Here is a 19,009-nt window from a genome sequence, read left to right on the forward strand (position 1 = left end):
CGCGTCCCCGGGGCCCTTCGCGACAGATCACAGGAAGGCTGCGAGCTCCTGCTCGATCGCCGGCTTCGGACGAGCGCCGATGAGCTCCTTCACGACCTGACCGCCCTGGAACAGCTTCATCGCGGGGATCGACGTGATGTTGTAGCGCATGGCGAGGTCGGGCTCCTGGTCGACGTTCACCTTGACCACGTCCAGCTTCTCGGTCTCGCCGTCGATCTGCTCCAGGATGGGGCTGACCGCACGGCAGGGACCGCACCAGGCGGCCCAGAAGTCGACGAGGACGGGCTTGTCGGCGTTGAGCACGTCCTGCTCGAACGATGCGGTGGTGACTTCCTTCACAGTGCTGCCTCCTCAGGGCTTGCGACGAGGACCGGCACGGCGTGCGCGGTCAGGTAGTGCTCCGCGTCGAGTGCGGCGACGGTGCCGGACGCGGCGGCCGTGACGGCCTGGCGGTAGGTGGGATCGATCACGTCACCGGCGGCGAAGACGCCCGGGACGGAGGTGCGGGACGTCCGGCCGTCGACGGCGATGGTGCCCTCGGCGGTGAGCATGAGCTTGTCGTGCACCAGGTGCGTGCGCGGGTCGGAGCCGATCGCCACGAACACGCCGTCGACGGGCATCTCCCACGTGTTCCCCGAGACGGTGTCGCGCAGGGTGACGGCCTTCACCTGCGCGTCGCCCTCGATCGACTCGACGACGGTGTTCATGAGGAACTCGATCTTCTCGTTGAGCTTCGAGCGGTCGAGCATGACCTGGCTGGCGCGGAAGTTCTCCGAGCGGTGCACGATCGTGACCTTGTCGGCGAACTTCGTGAGGAAGTTGGCCTCCTCCATCGCAGAGTCGCCGCCGCCCACCACGATGAGCTGCTTCTGCTTGAAGAAGAACCCGTCGCAGGTGGCGCACCACGAGACGCCGTGGCCCGACAGGCGCTCCTCGCCCTCGATCCCGAGCTTGCGGTAGGCCGACCCCGTCGCGAAGATCACGGCGCGCGCCTCGAGCACCTCGTCACCGACGTGCACGCGCTTCACCTCGCCGTCGAGCTCGAGCTCGGTGACGTCCTGCATGCGCACGTCCGCACCGAAGCGCTCGGCCTGCTGCTGCATCGCGAACATCAGGTCGGGACCCTGGATGCCCTCGGGGAAGCCGGGGAAGTTCTCGACGTCGGTCGTGGTCATCAGGTCGCCCCCCATCTCGACGCTCGAGGCCAGCACGATCGGCTTCAGGTTCGCCCGAGCCGCGTAGATGGCGGCGGTGAAGCCGGCGGGGCCGGAGCCGATGATGATGAGGTCGTGCACTCTTGTCTCCTGAGTCGAGGGCGGATCCTTGGGGTCAACCGATTCTAGGTGGCGGGCATTCCCGCGCGCCCGCGCTCGTCGAGCACCGTCAGCAGGTCGCCGGTGGCGGCGTCCACCACGATGAGCCCGGTCGCCGGCCACTCCGGAGTCCTGCGCACGACGGGCCGGTGCACGCGCCCGCGGCTGCGTCGGTCCCACGAGTCGACCAGCTGCGCGGTGTCGGCGTCGACGATGAGCACGGCTGGGTGGGCGTGCGCGAGCGACGACGACGCATCCGACGACCACCATCCCTCGACCGCGAGCGGCCGGGGCGCCGACTCCAGCTCGAGGTGCTGCTTGCGCTCGCGCGTGAGCGTGGCGCCGACGATGGCGCCGACGGCGGCGGCGGCGCCGACGAGCAGCGGTGCGGCGACGCGGATGAGCCGTACGGCCATGGGATCCCCCCTGCGACGATCACCGGCGCCAACGACGGTGCCGGGCCGCCCATGCTAGACGTCGAGCTTGTGGGCTTGCCCAGCGGCGGGGCGGCCCTCAGACCGGCTCGACGGCCTCCGGCGCGGGGCGTCCGCGGCGGAACTTGTCGAGCACGATGCCGACGGTGGCTCGGAAGTCGGGGTTGCGCGTGATGAACAGCAGCCCGAAGTAGATCGCGCCCATCACCACCCCGGCGACGATGCACGTCGTGACGGCGCCCGCGATGTTCACGGTGCCGAAGCCGCCGGCGCGGTAGCCGCCGAGCGCGAGCACGACGCCGAAGCCGGCGGCCGCCGACACGAGTCCGTACGCGAGGTACTGGATGTGACGGAGCCCGATGAGCTTGAAGCCGAACTGGCCGATCTTCCGGCGCACCAGCACGAGCCACACGGCGCACGAGATGAGATTGGCGATCGAGACGGCGAGCGCTGTGCCGGCGATGACCCACTCGGCGGGCAGCGTCGACGCCCACCACAGCAGCGCGAACGTGATGAACATGCCGACGCACGCGTAGACGAACGCCGTGCGGGTGTCGCCGAGCGCGAAGAAGACGCGCTGCAGCACGTACTCGGCGCTGAATGCCACGAGGCAGACGAGGAACGCCCAGATCGTGAACGGCATCGCGAGGGTCGGATCGAAGCCGCCCTCCAGGATGCGTGAGAAGGGCACCGCGATGACGGCGAGCACGAGCGCCGAGATCGTCGTCAGCATGCCCACCGAGCGCAGCGCGCTCGAGAGGTCCTGCCGGATCCCCGGCATGTCGGTGCGCGCCGCGTGGTGCGACATGCGCGTGAAGAACGCGATCGCGATGGAGACCGCGATGATCGAATGCGGCAGCGAGAAGATGTACCAGGAGTTCTGCATCGTCGCGATGTTCGCGCCCTCGCCGAGCGAGGCCACGCGCGACTGCACGATGCCCTTGATCTGCCCGATGATCACGATGCCGAACAGCCACGACGCGGCCCTGCCCGTCGCGCCGAGGCCGACGCTCCGCCAGCCGAAGTCGAGCTTGAAGTCCAGGCCGGTCTTGCGGAAGAACAGCACGAGCACGAGCGCTTGCACGGCGACGCCGCCGGTCGTGACGGCACCGAGCACCGTGACGCGATCCCAGTCCCAGACGTCGATGCTCCGATTGATCTTGTCGTTCCCGAACATCAGGATGAACACGCCGAGACCGGCGATCGACACCAGGTTGTTGACGACCGGCGCCCACGTGTACGGCCCGAACTGGCTGCGCGCGTTGTAGATCTCGCCGAGCAGCGTGTAGATGGCGTAGAAGAAGATCTGCGGCATGCACCAGTAGGCGAGCGCCACGGCGAGCGCCATCTGCTCCGCGGAGAAGCCGCGACCGTCCGCCCCGGCGCTCACGGCGTAGACGTCGACGAGCAGCGGCGCGATGAGCGTCGCGACGACCGTCAGCAGCAGGAAGACGGTGCCGCCGAGCGTGACGATCTTCGACACGTACGACGCTCCGCCGTCGGCACCCTTCGACGCCCTGACGATCTGCGGCACGAGCACCGCGCTCATGACGCCGCCGGCGACGAGCGCGTAGACGTTGTTCGGGAGCTGGTTCGCCATGCCGAACGCCTCTGCCGCCAGCGACCCCGACTGGCCGATCGCGACGGCGAGCAGCACCATCTTCGCGAACCCGAGCAGTCGGGACACCATCGTGCCCGCCGCGATGATGGCGCTGGCCTTGCCTGTGCTCACAGGGTCTCCTTCACGGGTCGGTCGACCGCTTCGCGGTCGCCCGCATCGTCTGCGTCGCCGCGCGCCTCGCCTCGTCGACGCTTGCGCACCGAGCGCCAGATGCCGAACACGATGAGCAGCACGATCGCGATGCCCAGCGCGACCGCGACCGCGGTCTCGATGGTGGGCTGCGCGGTGATGCGCATGGTCTGGGGCGGTCCGAGCACCACGCCGTCGGGCGTGTGCAGCTGCGCGACCATCAGCACGGTGCCGGTGCCGACGACGTCGATGGGCACCTGCACGCGCTGCTGCGTGGTCGGGGCGAGGGTGAGGTCCGTGCGCGGCTGCGGCACGGTGACGAGCGCGTTGAGCGGTCGCACCGACAGCACCACCTCCACCTGCACGCCGAGCTCATTGGCGATCGTGATCGGCAGCCCGACGCTCTCGCCGACAGCCCGGATGTCGCTGCCGCCGATGATGTGGACGGCCTCACCCACCTGGCTCAGCTCTCCGCCGAGGCTCTCGATCGCGGCGCGGTCCGCGTCGGTCACCGGACGGCCGGCATCCGGGAGCGCTGCGAGGAGCGCGAGGCGCAGCCCGGCCAGCAGCGATGCGGGCTCCTCGACGATGCTCGCCACTCGCGCCGCCTCGGCCTCCTGCTCGAGCGCGGCCGCGACGAGTCCGGCCCCCGCATCGCGATCGGGGTCGTCAGCGGCGGCGAGATCGGCGGGGCGAGCGGGCACGTCGAGCGCGTCGTCGATCGCGACGGTGTCGACGAAGCCCGCCTCGTCGAGCATCCGGAGCACGGCGACGGGGGACTGCTGCGTCGTCGACGGCAGCACCGCGGCGAGCGTGCGAGGGTCGCTCGGCCGCTCGCGCGTGATCGTGGCGAGCAGGGCGACGAGCTCTGCCCGCGCCTGTGCTGCGACATCCGCGTCCGTCGCCGCCGAGTCCCGGACCCGCTCCTGCACCTCGGCGTCGGCGGCCAGCACGTCGACGCCCCCGACGGTCACGTGCGCGTTCGGGGTGCTGCCCTCGAGCGTCTCGTCGAGGTTCGCGGTCGACAGCACGATCGTGCCCGCGTCGGCGAGTCCCTCGAGGTCCGCCTGCTGCATCACCGCCTGGGTGGCGTCGATCACCGGCGCGCTCGCGCCGACGGTGCCGGTGCCGGGAGGCAGGGGCACGTCGTCCTCCCTCGGGATGCCGAGCGGTCGGAGCGGGAAGGCGCCGGCGCGCACCTGGGCGATCGGATCGGCGTTCGCGTACTGCAGGGCATAGGTGTCGGATGTGTCGGCGAGCTCGAGCCACTCGTCGGCCGCCTCGGGCGCATCGTCACCGAGTGCCTCGGCGCTCGCACCGATCGCCGGGTCGACGCCGATGGTCGCGCCGGCCGCCAGTGCGGCGTCGAGCGCGTCGCGTGCGGCGCCGCCGGTCTCGGTGAGCGACTCGAGCTCATCGGCGGGCAGCAGTCCCGACTCCTCGACGCCTGCCTCGATGGGGGCGGCGATCGCCAGCCGCGTGGGACTCGCCTCGCCGGGGGCATCCCGCACGACGACGCTCGTGCCGCCCTGCATGTCGGGGGCGGATGCGGCGAGGCCGTACGCGCCCCAGGGTGCGTCGTCGAGGCCCAGGACGTCCGGTGCGACGCTCACCGTCGTCGACGTGCGGCCGAGCGCCGACACCGCGGGGAGGTCGACCATCGCGACGACGGAGCTCGCCAGGATCCCCTGCCCGTCGAACCAGCGGGAGAGCCCGTAGCGGGTGCTGATGGGAGCGGTGGTCAGCAGCAGCTCGATGGTGGTGGCGGGGATGCTCTCGCGACCGGGGTTCTCGAGCATGACCTCGACGTCGAGCGCCTCACCGGTGCTGAGCAGCGGGTCGACCGGCGCGAGCCTGAGCGTCGGCGCCTCCTCCGGGGCGATCGCCGGGGCGGCGGCGTGCGCGGTGCTCGGAGCGAGCATCGGGGCGGCCAGGAGCGCCGTCGCCACAGCCACGGCGGCGCACGCGGACGCGCGCCGGCGCGCGACGCGACCTGCCGACAGCATGGCTGACAGTGTAGGCGCGCTGCCGATGAGCGCCTCAGGGCGCCGCCGCGCCCGTGCCAGAATGATCCGTCGTGACCGACATGGCCGAGGCGACCGCGCGACTGCACGCGCTCGTCGCAACCGCGCCCACGGCGCAGCTCGCGGAGGTCTTCACCGCGGCGGGGCACGAGCTCGCGCTCGTCGGCGGCCCCGTGCGCGATGCGTTCCTCGATCGCCCGGTCACCGACCTCGACTTCGCCTCGAGCGCCACGCCCGACGAGATCCTCGCACTCGTCGCACCGCTCGCCGACGCGACCTGGGACGTGGGCCGCGAGTTCGGCACGATCGCGGCGCGGATCGGCGGCGCGGACGTCGAGATCACCACCTACCGGGCCGACACGTACGACGGCGTCTCGCGCAAGCCATCCGTCGCCTTCGGCGACTCGCTCGAGGACGACCTCGAGCGCCGGGACTTCACCGTCAACGCGATGGCGCTCGTCATCACGCCCCGCCGGGACGGCAGCCAGGCGACGGTGCCGCAGCTCGTCGATGTCGGCGGCGGTCTCGAGCACCTGCTCGAGGGCGTGCTGGACACGCCGATGGCTCCGGAGCGCTCCTTCGACGACGACCCCCTGCGCATGATGCGAGCCGCGCGGTTCGCGGCGCAGCTCGGCTTCGACGTCGCGCCGCGCGCGCTGAGCGCGATGGCCGCGCTCGCCGAGCGCATCCGCGACATCTCGGCCGAGCGCGTGCGCGACGAGCTGTCGAAGCTGCTGCTCACCGACGACCCGGTGCCGGGGCTCCGGCTGCTGACCGACGCGGGCATCCTCGACATCGTGCTGCCGGAGGTGCCCGCGCTGCGGCTCGAGGCAGACGAGCACGCGCACCACAAGGACGTGTTCGAGCACTCGCTCACCGTGCTGCAGCAGGGCATCGAGCTCGAGGCGTCACGGAACCCGGATGCCGCGCCCGACCTGGTCTCGCGGCTCGCCGGTCTGCTCCACGACATCGGCAAGCCCGCGACCCGCCGCATCGAGGGCCGCACCGTCACGTTCCACCAGCACGATCTCGTGGGCGCCAGGCTCGCGAAGCAGCGGCTGAAGGCGCTGCGCTTCGACAACGACACCGTGAAGGCGGTCGCCCGGCTGGTCGAGCTGCACCTGCGCTTCTACGGCTACGGGGAGCAGGCGTGGACCGACTCCGCCGTGCGCCGCTACGTGCGCGACGCGGGCCCGCTGCTCGAACGGCTGCACATCCTGACCCGCTCCGACGTGACCACGCGCAATCGTCGCAAGGCCGAGCGGCTCGACTTCGCGTACGACGACCTGGAGCGCCGCATCGCGGAGCTCCGGGAGCAGGAGGAGATGGACGCCGTGCGGCCCGACCTCGACGGCGAGCAGATCATGGCGATCCTTGGTCTGAAGCCCGGCCGCGAGGTGGGCGAGGCGTACCGGATGCTGCTCGAGCAGCGCCTCGAGCACGGGCCGCTCGGCCCCGATCGCGCCGAGGCGATCCTGCGCGAGTGGTGGGCTGCCCGCCCGGCGTGAGCCTGTCCTGACCGGGCTGGGACCTATGCTTCCCCCATGACCACCGACGAGGCGGTCGCTGCAGGCTCCAGCGTCGCCGTCGGCGTGACCCTGCGCGACGAGACCGGCGCAATGCACGAGACCGGCTCCGTGCACGAACGGATCCTGAGCGGCCTGCGAGCCGAGCGACTGCTCGGCGTCGTCGCGCACGACGAGGCCGCCGCGTCCATCGGCCAGGGCTTCGCCTCGCTCCTCAGCGACGCGGCCGGGCGCCCGCTGGTGGTGCGGGACGACGGCATCGCCGTGGGGATCGACCCAGAGACGGTGGCCGCGCGGCTGCACCGCCGGCTCGATGCCGCTGTGCAGCTGTCGGTCGACGAGGATGCGCTCGTCGCCGAGTCGGTGCCGCAGGACTTCGCGCCGTGGGAGGTGCTTCCCGCACGCGAGGAGGCCGCTGCCCGCAGGAGCGTGCGGTGGATCGCGGTGCTGCCTGAGCCAGCGGACATCGCGGTCCGCTGGTTGACCGAGCTCGCGACGCTGGTCGCAGGCGACGTCGTGCTCGTCCCCGCCGGCGATCGGTCGCTCCTCGTCTGCGACGCATGGCGCTTCGCGGTGTGGCCGTCGGAGCTGCGGCCGCTCATCGGCATCGCGGAGGTCGGGTCGGAGATCCAGCTGCACGCGTGGCTCCAGCGGCGGCTCGACGCCGCGGGGCGCAGCCGTCGGCGCCTCATGCCGACTCCGGTGCCCGACTGGTCCATGACCTGGGCAGCGCCACCTGCGGGAGTGATGCCGCCAGAGGGCTACCCGGGCATGGCGGCCGACGCCATCGCCGCGTGGCGAGCCCCGCAGTCCGACCTGGTCGAGCGACTCGAGCCTGCGCTCCCGCAGTCCGTCGCTTCGGAGCTCCAGCTCGGGCGCCGCGGGGCGGCGCTCGAGCGCCTGCTCGCGCTCGATCCGCCTGCCGTGACGACCGCGGCGATCGTCGAGGCGCTGGGGCTGCCCGAGATCGTCACGGCGCTCGTCCGACGCGAGGTCGATCCCGCGAGCATCCCTGGCGCGCGCAGCGCGAGTCGCCAGTCGTTCGGAAGGACGCTGCTCGGCTCGATGCGGGACGAGGTGCGCCACGGGGACCGCTCCGCTGAGGGGATCCGCGTCGGCGTCGCTGTCGGGAGCTTCCTCGTGATCGGACTGGCCGTCGCGCTGCTGGCCCGCTTCGGGATCATCACCCGCGAGCAGATCGAGGACCCTTGGTTCTTCGCAGTGCTGGCGATCGTCGGGATCCTCTGCGCCGTGCTCGGCCAGGTCGTCGCTGCACGCGTCGGTCGACGCCGACGACGGCGGAGCCCGGTCGCGGAGGAGTGAGCGCGTCGTCGCGGACCGGTATGGCGGCAGAACCTCGTGGTGCGGTAGGATCGCCAGGTTGCGCGGACTCTGATCCCGCACATGCATACCCTCCTGCTGCAGATCGTCTGCAGCCGTTCTAGTCCGAAGGAGGTGGGTGAAGCATGCAGCAGTACGAACTGATGGTGATTCTCGACCCGGAGGTGGACGAGCGCACTGTCGCTCCGTCGCTCGACAAGTTCCTCAACGTCATCCGCAACGATGGCGGGACCATCGACAAGGTCGACATCTGGGGCCGTCGCCGCCTGGCCTACGAGATCGACAAGAAGACCGAGGGCATCTACGCCGTCGTCAACTTCTCGGCCGAGTCCAAGACCACCGACGAGCTCGACCGCCAGCTGGGTCTCTCCGAGGCCGTCATGCGCACGAAGGTCCTGCGCGCCGACACCGCCGTCTCGCAGACCGGCGACTCCAAGCGCCACAACGACGCGAAGGCCGCTCGGGCCGCCGCGAAGGCCGCCGCGGCACCCGCCGCGCCTGCGACCCCGGTGGACGCGACCCCCGCAGCCCCGGCAGCCGCTGAGGCGCCCGCAGAGGTCGAGGCCGAGTAGCCATGGCAGGCGAGACGATCATCACGGTGGTCGGCAACCTGACGGCTGACCCTGAGCTGCGCTACACGCAGAACGGGCTCGCAGTCGCGAACTTCACGATCGCGTCGACCCCCCGCACGTTCGACCGCCAGGCGAACGAGTGGAAGGACGGCGAAGCGCTGTTCCTCCGCGCGTCGGTGTGGCGCGAGTTCGCCGAGCACGTGTCGCAGAGCCTGTCGAAGGGCTCCCGCGTCATCGCGCAGGGCCGCCTGAAGCAGCGCTCGTTCGAGACGCAGCAGGGCGAGAAGCGCACGGTCATCGAGCTGGAGGTCGACGAGATCGGCCCCTCGCTCCGCTACGCGACCGCGCAGGTCACGCGAGCGCAGGGCGGCGGCGCAGGCCGCAGCTCCGGCGGCCAGGGCGGCGGCGGCTTCGGCCAGCCGCAGCAGGTCGCGGAGGAGCCCTGGGGCCAGCCTGCGCAGCAGGCGCAGCCCGCCGCAGGCGGCGACGTCTGGGGCGCTCCCGGCACCTCGTACAACGACGAGACGCCCTTCTAAGGCTTCTCGGCACCAAGCACTCACGGGACGGCAGTCCCGAGCACGAAAGAAGGACACATGGCTGGCAAGCCGCAGAACAACCGCAAGCCGCGGGGCCCGAAGGGCGGAAAGCCGCTCGCTCCGGCGAAGGCGATCAAGGTCGGCGTCATCGACTGGAAGGACGTCGCGACGCTGAAGAAGTTCATCTCGGAGCGCGGCAAGATCCGTGCCCGTCGCATCACTGGCGTGTCGGTGCAGGAGCAGCGTCTGATCGCGAAGGCGATCAAGAACGCGCGCGAGATGGCGCTCCTGCCCTACTCCGGCGCCGGACGCTGAGGGGGCTGAACCATGGCAAAGCTCATTCTCACGAACGAGGTCTCCGGCCTCGGGTCCGCCGGTGACGTCGTCGACGTCAAGACCGGCTTCGCTCGCAACTACCTCGTCCCGCAGGGCCTCGCGGTCATGTGGTCGCGCGGTGGCGAGAAGCAGGTCGAGCAGATCAAGGCAGCCCGCGTCGCACGCGAGCACGCCACGATCGAGGAGGCGCAGGACCTCCGCGCCCGCCTCGAGGCCAACCCCGTCACGCTGACGGCCAAGGCCGGCGCCGAGGGGCGCCTGTTCGGCTCCATCCAGACGAAGGACATCGCCGACGCGGTCGCGGCTGCCGGTCACGGCACCGTCGACAAGCGCGTCATCGAGATCCCGACGCCGATCCGCTCGGTGGGCGACCACCAGGCGACGGCTCGACTGCGCGACGACATCTTCGCCACGATCACCCTCAAGGTGGTCGCCGCGAAGTGACGCCTCGCGTCCCTGTGGAGAGGCCCGCATCCCCTGTGGATGCGGGCCTCTTCGCATCCCCTCGAGTGGCTCTCACAGCCCCGGCGGCCCGACGTCCAGGCAACCCTCAACGTGCACTTGAAGCCATCCGTCCCACACTGAATGTGGAAAGAGAAATGCCCGGTCAGAGGCTGTTTGCGTCGCTATCCACAGTTCGATTCCACAGATTTGTCCACAGGGGTGGAGAACAGGACTGCTCCATGCCTCGGCGTTTCGCCCGCTTGTCCACAGCCCTCCACAGGGCTCTCCACAGGGCCGATTCGACGTGGCCCACCAGCCCTCCTAGCCTGTGCGAGGCTCCCTCGATCGATCGGCGTGGGCGGCCTGCGCCATGGTCGGGCGGACGAGGGGGATGTGCATGACGGATCTTGCGGAGATCGGCCTCGACGAGAGCCGCTACAGCGAGCGGACCCCGCCGCACGACATGCTCGCCGAGCAGTCGGCGATCGGCGGCATGCTGCTGTCGAAGGACGCCGTCGCCGACTGCCTCGAGACCGTGCGCGGCAACGACTTCTACCAGCCGAAGCACGAGATCGTCTACGAGGCGATCCTGTCGCTGTACTCGCGGGGCGAGCCGACTGACGTCATCACCGTCGCCGACGAGCTGACGAAGACCGCGATGCTCTCGCGCGCCGGGGGCGTGCAGTACCTGCACTCGCTCACGTCGATGGTGCCGACGGCGGCCAACGCCGGGTACTACGCCGAGATCGTCGCCGAGAAGGCCGTGCTCCGTCGGCTCGTCGAGGCGGGCACCCGCATCGTGCAGATGGGCTACGCCTCGGAGGGCGAGGTCACCGACCTCGTGAACCACGCGCAGGCCGAGATCTACTCGGTGATGGGGGAGGACCAGTCCGAGGACTACGTGCCGCTCAGCCTCGCCGTCGAGTCGGCGATCGAGGAGATCGAGGCCGCGAAGGGCCTCGACGGCGTCATGACCGGGGTGCCGACGGGCTTCCGCGAGCTCGACGAGCTCACGAACGGACTGCACCCCGGGCAGCTCATCGTCGTCGCGGCGCGACCCGGCCTCGGCAAGTCGACGCTGGCGATGGACCTCGTGCGCTCGTGCTCGATCAAGAACGACATGCCGTCGGTCTTCTTCTCGCTCGAGATGGGCCGCACCGAGATCGCGATGAAGCTGCTGTCGGCGGAGTCGAGCATCCTGCTGCAGAAGCTGCGCAAGGGAGCGATCGAGGGCCGCGACTGGACGACGCTCGCGCAGGTGCGCGGTCGCATCAACGACGCCCCGCTCTACATCGACGACAGCCCGAACCTCACGCTCGTCGAGATCCGTGCGAAGTGCCGCCGGCTCAAGCAGCAGGCTGGCCTGAAGATGGTGGTCGTCGACTACCTCCAGCTGATGACGAGCGGCAAGAAGGTCGAGTCGCGCCAGCAGGAGGTCTCGGAGTTCTCCCGCTCGCTCAAGCTGCTCGCCAAGGAGCTGCAGGTGCCGGTCATCGCGCTGTCGCAGCTGAACCGTGGTCCCGAGCAGCGCGGCGACAAGAAGCCAGCGATCAGCGACCTGCGCGAGTCCGGCTCGATCGAGCAGGACGCCGACATCGTGATGCTGCTGCACCGCGAAGACGCGTACGACCGCGACATCCGCCCCGGCGAGGCCGACATCATCGTCGCGAAGCACCGCGGCGGCCCGACGAAGACGATCCCGGTCGCCTTCCACGGCCACCTTGCCCGCTTCGTCGACATCGCGCCCGGCATGGGCGGCGACGGCGGCTCGGGCATGGCGCCCGGCGGCACGCCCTTCGGCGGCATCCCCTACGGCCCGCCGCCGCCCGTCGAGGGCTGACACGCGAGAGGGCCCGGGTCGACATCCGACCCGGGCCTTCTCACGTGCGGATCAGGCTTGCTGGCCGATCGCGAAGTCGACTCGCCCGTCCGGGGTCGCGGAGGCGTCCAGCACCTTGTCGTCGAGGGCGACCGCTGCCGACGGGTCGAGGAAGACCTTCGCGCCCGACGTCTCGACCACCTGGTCCTCGGCCTGCGGCGCCTCGGCGACGGTGACGTTGAGCCCCGCGCCGCTGACATCCTGCGCGATGCGGATGCCGCCGGTCTGCGGCGCCTGCGCGCCGTCGACGATGCCGGTGATGATGGACTGGGCGTTCTCGGTCAGGGTGAGCATGGCTGCTCCTCTCCGTTGGCGAGCCGGCCACGATGCCGAGGATGCGGGCAGATCGCAAGCCGCGATGGCCGGTCGGGCGTGTCGGCGCCGTGACGATGGGCAATCCCGCCAGCGGCGGCTCGCCCCCTTCTGCGTCGACTCCGCCGATGTCTTCCGGCAGGGAACCGTGTGGTGGGCTGACAGACTGGCTGCATGCCCATTGACACCGAGGCGCGTGTCGCCGTCTACATCGACTTCGACAACATCCTCATCTCGCGCTACGACCAGATCCACGGTCGTGGCGCCTTCCACTCCGACAAGGTGCGCACGCTCGCCACCGACGGCCGCGAGTCGAAGGCCCGCACCCGCTTCTCGCAGGCGACCGTCGACCTCGGCGCCATCATCGACTACGCATCCAGCTACGGCTCGATCGTGCTCAGCCGCGCCTACGCCGACTGGTCGGTGCCCGCGCACGCCGCGTACCGCGACCAGCTGCTCGGCCGCGCCGTCGACCTCGTGCAGATGTTCCCGACCACGCGCTCGCTCAAGAACGGCGCCGACATCCGCCTCTCCATCGACGTGGTCGAGGACCTCTTCCGCCTCGACCACATCACGCACGTCGTCGTGGTCGCCGGCGACAGCGACTACATCGCCCTCGCCCAGCGCACGAAGCGGCTCGGCCGCTTCATGGTGGGCATCGGCGTCGCCGGCTCCACGTCGAAGTCGCTCGCCGCCGCCTGCGACGAGTTCGCCGACTACGACGCGCTGCCCGGCATCGAGCCGGTCGAGATCGACGAGCCCGAGCCCGAGGTGGATGCGCCCGAGCCGACCCCCGCCGAGGCGGAGGTGATCGTGGCGGAGGCCGAGCAGGTCGCCGAGGAGGCGCCCAAGCGGGGTCGCCGCAGCCGGCGCGCGTCGAGCGCATCCGTCGCGGCAGAGACCGACGAGGTCGCGATGACCACTGCGCAGCGCGGCGACGCCGCGACCGGACTGCTCGAGCGAGCCATGCGCATCCTGCACCAGAAGAACGACGACGAGTGGCTGCACGCGAACGTCGTCAAGGAGCAGATGAAGCGCATGGACCCCGTGTTCAACGAGAAGTCGCTCGGCCACCGCTCGTTCACCGACTTCGTGACCGCCAGGGGCGACGTCGTGGACATGCGCGAGGAGGGCCAGGCGCGACTGCTGCAGCTGAAGGGAGACTGAGGCCACTTCGGCATGCGTCACGGAGGCGGCGAGGGTCCGCTTCTAAAGCGTCTAAAGACAGGTGTCTTTCTAAAGACTCTAAAGCTACGATCGGTGCGTGAGCGATAACCCGTTCCGCCCGAGCTTTGGGCGCACTCCGCCGGTCCTGGCCGGCCGCGACGATCTCGTGGCGCGGTTCGCGGACACGTTCACGAGCGGCGCTTGGGCGCCCGAGCGCACCAGCCTGATTCGAGGACTGAGGGGAATCGGCAAGACCGTGCTGCTCAACGCCATCGAGGATGCTGCGCGGGGCGCTGGGTGGTTCGTCATCTCGGAGACGGCACGGCTCGATCTCGTCGACAGCCTCACTCGAACGGTCCTTCCGCGCCTGCTGCGTGAACACGACCCAGACGGGCTCACCCGGCACCTCATCGGCGGTGGGATCTCCAGCGTCTCGCTCAGCACGCGGGTAGCGGAGGAGCACCGGCCAGAGCAGGACCTCCGCGATCAGCTGACGCGGCTCTGCAGAGTCGCGGCCGATCAGCGCGTGGGAGTGCTGATCACGCTCGACGAGATCCATGGAGACGTCGTCGACCAGATCAGGCCACTGACGATCGCGCTGCAGCACCTGCAACGGGAGGAGTTCGACGTCGCGTTCGTCGGCGCCGGTCTGCCGGGAAGCATCGACGAGGTGCTTCAGGACAAGGGGACCACGTTCCTTCGCCGCGCGACGCTCATCGAGCTCGACTCGCTGACGCTCGACGAGACGATGCGGGCGTTGCGCGAGCCGATCCACACGGCGGGACGGACGATCGCCGCCGAGGCGCTCGAGCAGGCCGCCCTTGCGTCTCGCGGGTATCCGTTCTTGGTGCAGGCGATCGGCTCGTACGCCTGGGCGGAGTCTCCGGAGGAGGACGAGATCACGCCAGTGGCAGTGCGCGCCGCCTCGCGTCGCGCACATCGCACCATGGGGAGCAACATCCATGCTCCGTCCCTGACCAAGTTGTCCGCCACTGATCGCACGTTCCTCGCGGCCATGGCCCACGACGAGGGGCCGTCGAGGCTGGGCGATGTCGCGAATCGCATGGGCGTCGAGACGAAGTACGCGTCGGTGTATCGCCACCGCTTGATCACCGCAGGGCTCATCGACGGCGCAGGGTGGGGGAAGGTGGAGTTCACGTTGCCGTACCTGCGGGATTACCTGCGTGAGCACGTCGTCGCGTCCACGCTGCAGCGAACTGCGAAGTCGACGTTCCCGAAGACCGAGCCGGACCTGCGCCGACCCGACTGACCGCCGTCGCGTGCGCAGGTCACCGGCATCGGGCAGGATGACCCCATGCCGGAGCTGCCAGAGGTGGAGGCGCTGGCGACCGACCTCGGCGAGCGCCTGGTCGGCCGCACGATCCGGCGCGTGCAGATCGCCGAGGTCGCCGCGCTCAAGACCTTCGATCCGCCCATCGATGCGCTCGAGCGCGGCGTCATCACGGGAGTCGGCCGCCGAGGCAAGCACCTCGTCATCGACGTCGAGCGCGAGGAGGAGCCACGCGCGCTGCACCTCGTGCTGCACCTGGCTCGCTCGGGCTGGATCCGGTGGCGCACCGCGGCGCCCACGCCGACCGCAGGCAAGGGCAGGGGGCCGCTCGCGGCGCGGCTCATCCTCGAGCGCCCCGACGGCGACGAGGGGATCGGCGGCGACGGGTTCGACGTGACCGAGCAGGCGACGCAGAAGCGACTCGCGATCCACGTCGTCGCGCATCCTGACCAGGTCATGTCGATCGCGACCCTCGGACCCGAGCCCCTCGACGCATCCTTCACCGAGGAGCGCTTCGCGACGATCCTCGAGCACGCGGGCCGGGCGCAGATCAAAGGGGTGCTGCGCGACCAGCAGCGCATCGCGGGCATCGGCAACGCCTACTCGGACGAGATCCTGCATGCCGCTCGCATGTCGCCGTTCCATCCGGCATCCATGCCCCCCGACGAGGTGCACCGTCTCTACGCCGCGCTGCGCGACGTGCTGGGCGACGCCGTGGAGCGGGCACACGGAGTGAAGGCGTCGTCGCTCAAGAGCGAGAAGCGGCAGGGGATGCGCGTGCACGGCCGCAAGGGCGAGGCGTGCCCCGTGTGCGGCGACGTCGTGCGACAGGTCATCTACGCAGACAGCACCCTGGAGTACTGCCCGACGTGCCAGACCGGCGGCAAGATCCTCGCCGATCGGGTGCTGTCGCGGCTCGGCGTGCGCCGCTGACCGGTCACGCGCGGGCGACCGCGGTCAGCTGCGGGTCGTCCGGAGCGAGCTCGGCGGCATACGAGGTGATCGCGCTGATCATGCCGTCGGAGAACTCGAAGACGTCGCACGACGAGACGGCCGACACGCCCGCTTCCTCGGCGTACCGGCCCACGACGTCCACCGCGACGGCGTCGCCGTCACCGGTGGAGACGAACCGGAGCCACGTGACCGTCGCGCCCCGCAGTCCGTCGGTCGTCTCCCGGCACGCCGCGATCACGGCGGCTCGGCCCTCGAGTCGCGCCTCGCCCACGAGGTTCCAGACCACGTCCTCCGCGAGGCGGTCGAAGGCCTCCTCGAACCTGTGGCCCGAGAACGCGCGAGCGACCTCGTCGTTGTTCACGGAAGACCTCCCGAGTGTCGGCTGCCATCTGGCAGGCTCGCCACCTCGTAGTGGCGCAGCTCCGAGTCTCCGATCAGGTACCGCACGTCCTCCGGGTACATGACCATCGCCGAGATGTCGTCCCCCGCGAACGCCTGGATGTCGGCGACGCTCTCCCACAGGCTGAACGCGGTCACCTCGGTGCGCGACCCATCGAGGTCGCGCGTGAGGATCGTCGCGAGCGTGCAGCCCCGCGACCGGCGATACTCGCCCACCCCGGTCTCCTCAACGTAGGCGACGTAGGCGTCGCGGTCCGCTCGCGCGACCACGCCGATCCACATCCGTGCGATCATGTTCAGCCCGCTCCTCGGTCCGGCCCGCCACTCGTGCGCCATTGTCGACTGCGAGCGGGCCGCGGGGAAGCCATCGGATCATGCTCAGCGCAGGTCGGCGAGCACCTCGTTGAGTGCCTCGGTCGATGACGGATGCGTCCAGATGCCCTCGCGCAGCTGCGTCGCCGTCACGCCGGCCCGCATGGCGAGCGCGACGAGGTTGATGACCTCCTGCGCGTCGATCGTGTGCAGGGCGGCGCCGAGCACGAGATCCGTCTCGGCGTCGACGACGAGCTTGATGATGCCGTGCGTCTCGCCCACGGCTCTCGGCCGCGGCATGGCAGCGATCGACGCCACCGGCTTCGCGCCGACGACGACACTGCGGCCCTGCTCGCGGGCCTCGCGCTCGGTCACGCCGACGCGACCGAGCGGCGGGGTCGTGAAGACGGTCGTCGGCACGGCGATCCGGTCGTCCCGGTCGCGCGGCGCACCGCCCGTCAGCTGCGCGAGCACGATGCGGTGGTCGTCGAGCGAGACGGGGGTGAGCTGCTGGCCGCCGTTGACGTCGCCGACCGCCCACACCCCGTCGGCGCTCGTGCGCAGCAGCTCGTCGACGACGATGTAGCCGCGCTCGTCCTCGTCGATGCCGGCGGCCGCGAGGTCGAGCGCCGCGGTCGCGGGCGTCCGACCGGTCGCGAGCAGCACCGCATCGGCGGCCACCGTGCCCGCGCTCGTCACGACCGTCGCCTCAGCGCCGTCGTCGTCGATCCGCTCTGGGTCCGCGTGCACCAGGATCCGCACGCCCGCATCCGTGAGCGCATCCACCATCGACGCGCGCACGTCGTCGTCCTCACGCGGCAGGATGCCGGCGCCGCGCGCGACGACGGTCACGGCGCTGCCGAAGCGGGCGAACATGCTCGCGAACTCGAGCGCGACGGTGCCGGCGCCCACGATCGCGAGCCGCTCGGGCACCGCATCGAGGTGCTGGATGCTCGTCGAGTCGTGCACGCGCGGGCCGTCATCGCCGGGGATGCCCGGACGGCGCGGCATGGTGCCCGTGCCGACGACGACGTGGTCGGCGACGATCTCGAGCCGCTCCTCGCCACCGGTGACCCGGACGGTCCGCTCGCCGGTGAATGCCGCCTCCCCGCGCACGAGCGTGACGGCGTCGACCGTCGCGAGCATGCCGTGGTTGGCGGCGCGCAGCCGCTCGACGAGCCCGTCGCGCGACGCGATGGCGCGCGCGAGGTAGGCGTCGGCGTCGTCGTCCTCGCGCCGGCCCTCCGCCTGGTGCACGAGGGCCTTCGTGGGCACGCACGCGACGTTGATGCAGGTGCCGCCGACCATCGTGTCGTCGCGCTCGACGAGCACGACGCGTCTGCCCGCAGATCCCAGCGTGCGGGCGAGCGTCTTGCCGGCCTTGCCCCAGCCGACCACCAGCACATCGGTGTCGAGCCGGGCGGTCATCAGACGGCTCCCGTCACGACCGTCCACGGCTGGATGGTGACGATCTGCACGCCGGGTGCGCCGTAGTACGGGTCGCGCGCGAGCGCGGTCTTCACCTCTGCGACGTCGTCGGTCTCGAACAGCAGCAGCGCGCCGGACTGGTCGGCGAAGGGGCCGGCGGCGACCAGCAGCCCCTGCTCGTGCATCTCGCCCAGGAGCTCGCGGTGGCGGGGGCGAAGCTCGAGGCGGGCGGGGTCGTCGGTGAACGAGAGGATGACGGCGATCATGTCCTCAGCCTAGGTGTCGCGCGACGAGCGAGGGCGGATGCGACGGCCGGTCGGCCGCGCATCCGCCCCTCGAGGGTGCTCGGGTCAGGCGGAGACGAGCTCGTGCGCCGAGACCTCGACGACCTGGGCGACCGCGGCGGCGAGCGCCTCGGCCGAGCGGCCGACGAACGCTGCGGCGTCGATCAGCTGCATCGACTCGTCGAAGTCGGTGGGCTGGAACGGCATCTGCACGCCGTCGCCCTGCACCTGGAGGCCGATGTAGCTGAGCACCGACGTGAGCTGCGCGGCAGCGGACGCGCCGCCGGCCCAACCGTAGGACACGACGAGCGCGGGCATCGCGCTCCACTCGGTCTTGAGGTAGTCGATCGCGTTCTTCAGCGCGGCCGGGTAGCCGCTGTTGTAGTCGGGCGTGACGAAGATCACGCCGTCGAGCGCCTCGATCTGCTCGGCCCACGCGATGGTGTGCGGCTGGGTGCGCACGCCCGAGGCCGGCGGCAGCGCCTCGTCGAGCAGCGGCAGGCGGATCTCCGCCAGGTCGAGCATGACGGCGTCGCCGCCGGCGGTCCCGACGAGCGTCGCGATCTCATCGGCGACGGGTCGACCGACGCGGACGGGACGGGTGCTGCCGACGATGATGCCGATCTGGGCGCGTGCAGACATGAGTCTCCTCGAGGAAGTGGTGCGGGGACGGCGCTCAGCTCTGTGCGCCGTCAGGGCCAACGCGC

General features: G+C 70.8%; 19 protein-coding genes and 2 pseudogenes. 10 read left to right on the plus strand and 11 right to left on the minus strand.

Annotated elements, in window-relative coordinates; genetic code table 11:
- Positions 1-27: 27 nt before the first annotated feature.
- The 5 genes from trxA to ACLQ21_RS05210 form a co-directional block, all read right to left on the minus strand.
- Entirely contained in the window at positions 28-339 is a 312-nt protein-coding gene (trxA, locus tag ACLQ21_RS05190; RefSeq protein ID WP_425662155.1) for a thioredoxin, read from the minus strand.
- Positions 336-1,295, minus strand: a complete 960-nt coding sequence (gene trxB, locus ACLQ21_RS05195; protein WP_425662157.1) for a thioredoxin-disulfide reductase — start codon at positions 1,293-1,295, stop codon at positions 336-338. The genes trxA and trxB overlap by 4 nt, the downstream gene beginning before the upstream one ends.
- A gap of 44 nt (positions 1,296-1,339) precedes the next feature.
- A complete protein-coding gene (locus ACLQ21_RS05200; RefSeq protein ID WP_425662159.1) occupies positions 1,340-1,729 on the minus strand; it encodes a hypothetical protein in 390 nt (129 codons plus the stop codon).
- A 97-nt stretch (positions 1,730-1,826) separates the two neighbouring features.
- Complete coding sequence (gene murJ / locus ACLQ21_RS05205; RefSeq protein WP_425662161.1) at positions 1,827-3,479, minus strand: murein biosynthesis integral membrane protein MurJ; 1,653 nt, start codon at positions 3,477-3,479, stop codon at positions 1,827-1,829.
- Entirely contained in the window at positions 3,476-5,503 is a 2,028-nt protein-coding gene (locus ACLQ21_RS05210; protein WP_425662163.1) for a DUF6049 family protein, read from the minus strand. The genes murJ and ACLQ21_RS05210 overlap by 4 nt, the downstream gene beginning before the upstream one ends.
- Before the next feature lie 71 nt (positions 5,504-5,574).
- Between ACLQ21_RS05210 and ACLQ21_RS05215 the strand changes: the two genes are divergently transcribed.
- From ACLQ21_RS05215 to dnaB, 7 genes and pseudogenes are all read left to right on the plus strand, one after another.
- Entirely contained in the window at positions 5,575-7,029 is a 1,455-nt protein-coding gene (locus ACLQ21_RS05215; RefSeq protein WP_425662165.1) for a CCA tRNA nucleotidyltransferase, read from the plus strand.
- A 36-nt stretch (positions 7,030-7,065) separates the two neighbouring features.
- Positions 7,066-8,370, plus strand: a complete 1,305-nt coding sequence (locus ACLQ21_RS05220; protein ID WP_425662167.1) for a hypothetical protein — start codon at positions 7,066-7,068, stop codon at positions 8,368-8,370.
- A gap of 143 nt (positions 8,371-8,513) precedes the next feature.
- Positions 8,514-8,876 (plus strand): annotated as a pseudogene (rpsF, locus tag ACLQ21_RS05225) (30S ribosomal protein S6); the annotation flags it as partial.
- An 86-nt stretch (positions 8,877-8,962) separates the two neighbouring features.
- The gene (locus tag ACLQ21_RS05230; protein ID WP_425662169.1) at positions 8,963-9,496 is read left to right on the plus strand and encodes a single-stranded DNA-binding protein; all 534 of its coding nucleotides are present in this window, start codon (positions 8,963-8,965) and stop codon (positions 9,494-9,496) included.
- A 57-nt stretch (positions 9,497-9,553) separates the two neighbouring features.
- On the plus strand, positions 9,554-9,811 hold the full coding sequence (gene rpsR, locus ACLQ21_RS05235; protein WP_123696691.1) for a 30S ribosomal protein S18: 258 nt from the start codon (positions 9,554-9,556) through the stop codon (positions 9,809-9,811).
- Positions 9,812-9,823: 12 nt separating this feature from the next.
- Positions 9,824-10,276: a 50S ribosomal protein L9 gene (gene rplI / locus ACLQ21_RS05240; protein WP_425662171.1), complete on the plus strand. Its 453-nt coding sequence runs from the start codon at positions 9,824-9,826 to the stop codon at positions 10,274-10,276.
- A 397-nt stretch (positions 10,277-10,673) separates the two neighbouring features.
- Positions 10,674-12,023 (plus strand): annotated as a pseudogene (gene dnaB / locus ACLQ21_RS05245) (replicative DNA helicase); the annotation flags it as partial.
- A 144-nt stretch (positions 12,024-12,167) separates the two neighbouring features.
- On the opposite strand, the gene ACLQ21_RS05250 reads toward dnaB, so the two are convergent.
- Positions 12,168-12,449 carry a Fe-S cluster assembly protein HesB gene (locus ACLQ21_RS05250; protein WP_425662173.1) on the minus strand — a complete coding sequence of 94 codons (282 nt, stop codon included), beginning with the start codon at positions 12,447-12,449 and terminating at the stop codon, positions 12,168-12,170.
- A gap of 192 nt (positions 12,450-12,641) precedes the next feature.
- On the opposite strand from ACLQ21_RS05250, the gene ACLQ21_RS05255 reads away from it, so the two are divergent.
- The 3 genes from ACLQ21_RS05255 to ACLQ21_RS05265 all read left to right on the plus strand — a co-directional run bounded on the left by ACLQ21_RS05255 (position 12,642) and on the right by ACLQ21_RS05265 (position 15,858).
- Entirely contained in the window at positions 12,642-13,634 is a 993-nt protein-coding gene (locus ACLQ21_RS05255) for an NYN domain-containing protein (protein ID WP_425662175.1), read from the plus strand.
- A 97-nt stretch (positions 13,635-13,731) separates the two neighbouring features.
- On the plus strand, positions 13,732-14,904 hold the full coding sequence (locus tag ACLQ21_RS05260; RefSeq protein ID WP_425662177.1) for an ATP-binding protein: 1,173 nt from the start codon (positions 13,732-13,734) through the stop codon (positions 14,902-14,904).
- A gap of 45 nt (positions 14,905-14,949) precedes the next feature.
- Positions 14,950-15,858: a DNA-formamidopyrimidine glycosylase family protein gene (locus ACLQ21_RS05265; RefSeq protein WP_425662179.1), complete on the plus strand. Its 909-nt coding sequence runs from the start codon at positions 14,950-14,952 to the stop codon at positions 15,856-15,858.
- Between the two features lie 4 nt (positions 15,859-15,862).
- Here ACLQ21_RS05265 and ACLQ21_RS05270 read toward each other — a convergent pair whose 3' ends face one another.
- The 5 genes from ACLQ21_RS05270 to ACLQ21_RS05290 all read right to left on the minus strand — a co-directional run bounded on the left by ACLQ21_RS05270 (position 15,863) and on the right by ACLQ21_RS05290 (position 18,944).
- On the minus strand, positions 15,863-16,240 hold the full coding sequence (locus tag ACLQ21_RS05270) for a nuclear transport factor 2 family protein (RefSeq protein ID WP_425662181.1): 378 nt from the start codon (positions 16,238-16,240) through the stop codon (positions 15,863-15,865).
- Complete coding sequence (locus ACLQ21_RS05275; RefSeq protein WP_425662183.1) at positions 16,237-16,572, minus strand: hypothetical protein; 336 nt, start codon at positions 16,570-16,572, stop codon at positions 16,237-16,239. The genes ACLQ21_RS05270 and ACLQ21_RS05275 overlap by 4 nt, the downstream gene beginning before the upstream one ends.
- A gap of 84 nt (positions 16,573-16,656) precedes the next feature.
- On the minus strand, positions 16,657-18,018 hold the full coding sequence (locus tag ACLQ21_RS05280; RefSeq protein ID WP_425662185.1) for a dihydrolipoyl dehydrogenase family protein: 1,362 nt from the start codon (positions 18,016-18,018) through the stop codon (positions 16,657-16,659).
- The gene (locus tag ACLQ21_RS05285) at positions 18,018-18,284 is read right to left on the minus strand and encodes a YciI family protein (RefSeq protein ID WP_425662187.1); all 267 of its coding nucleotides are present in this window, start codon (positions 18,282-18,284) and stop codon (positions 18,018-18,020) included. Before ACLQ21_RS05285 ends, ACLQ21_RS05280 begins: the two co-directional genes overlap by 1 nt.
- 84 nt (positions 18,285-18,368) lie before the next feature.
- A complete protein-coding gene (locus ACLQ21_RS05290) occupies positions 18,369-18,944 on the minus strand; it encodes an NADPH-dependent FMN reductase (RefSeq protein ID WP_425662189.1) in 576 nt (191 codons plus the stop codon).
- Positions 18,945-19,009 lie beyond the last annotated feature (65 nt).

This window comes from Agrococcus sp. DT81.2 (assembly GCF_049844935.1).
GTDB lineage: Bacteria > Actinomycetota > Actinomycetes > Actinomycetales > Microbacteriaceae > Agrococcus.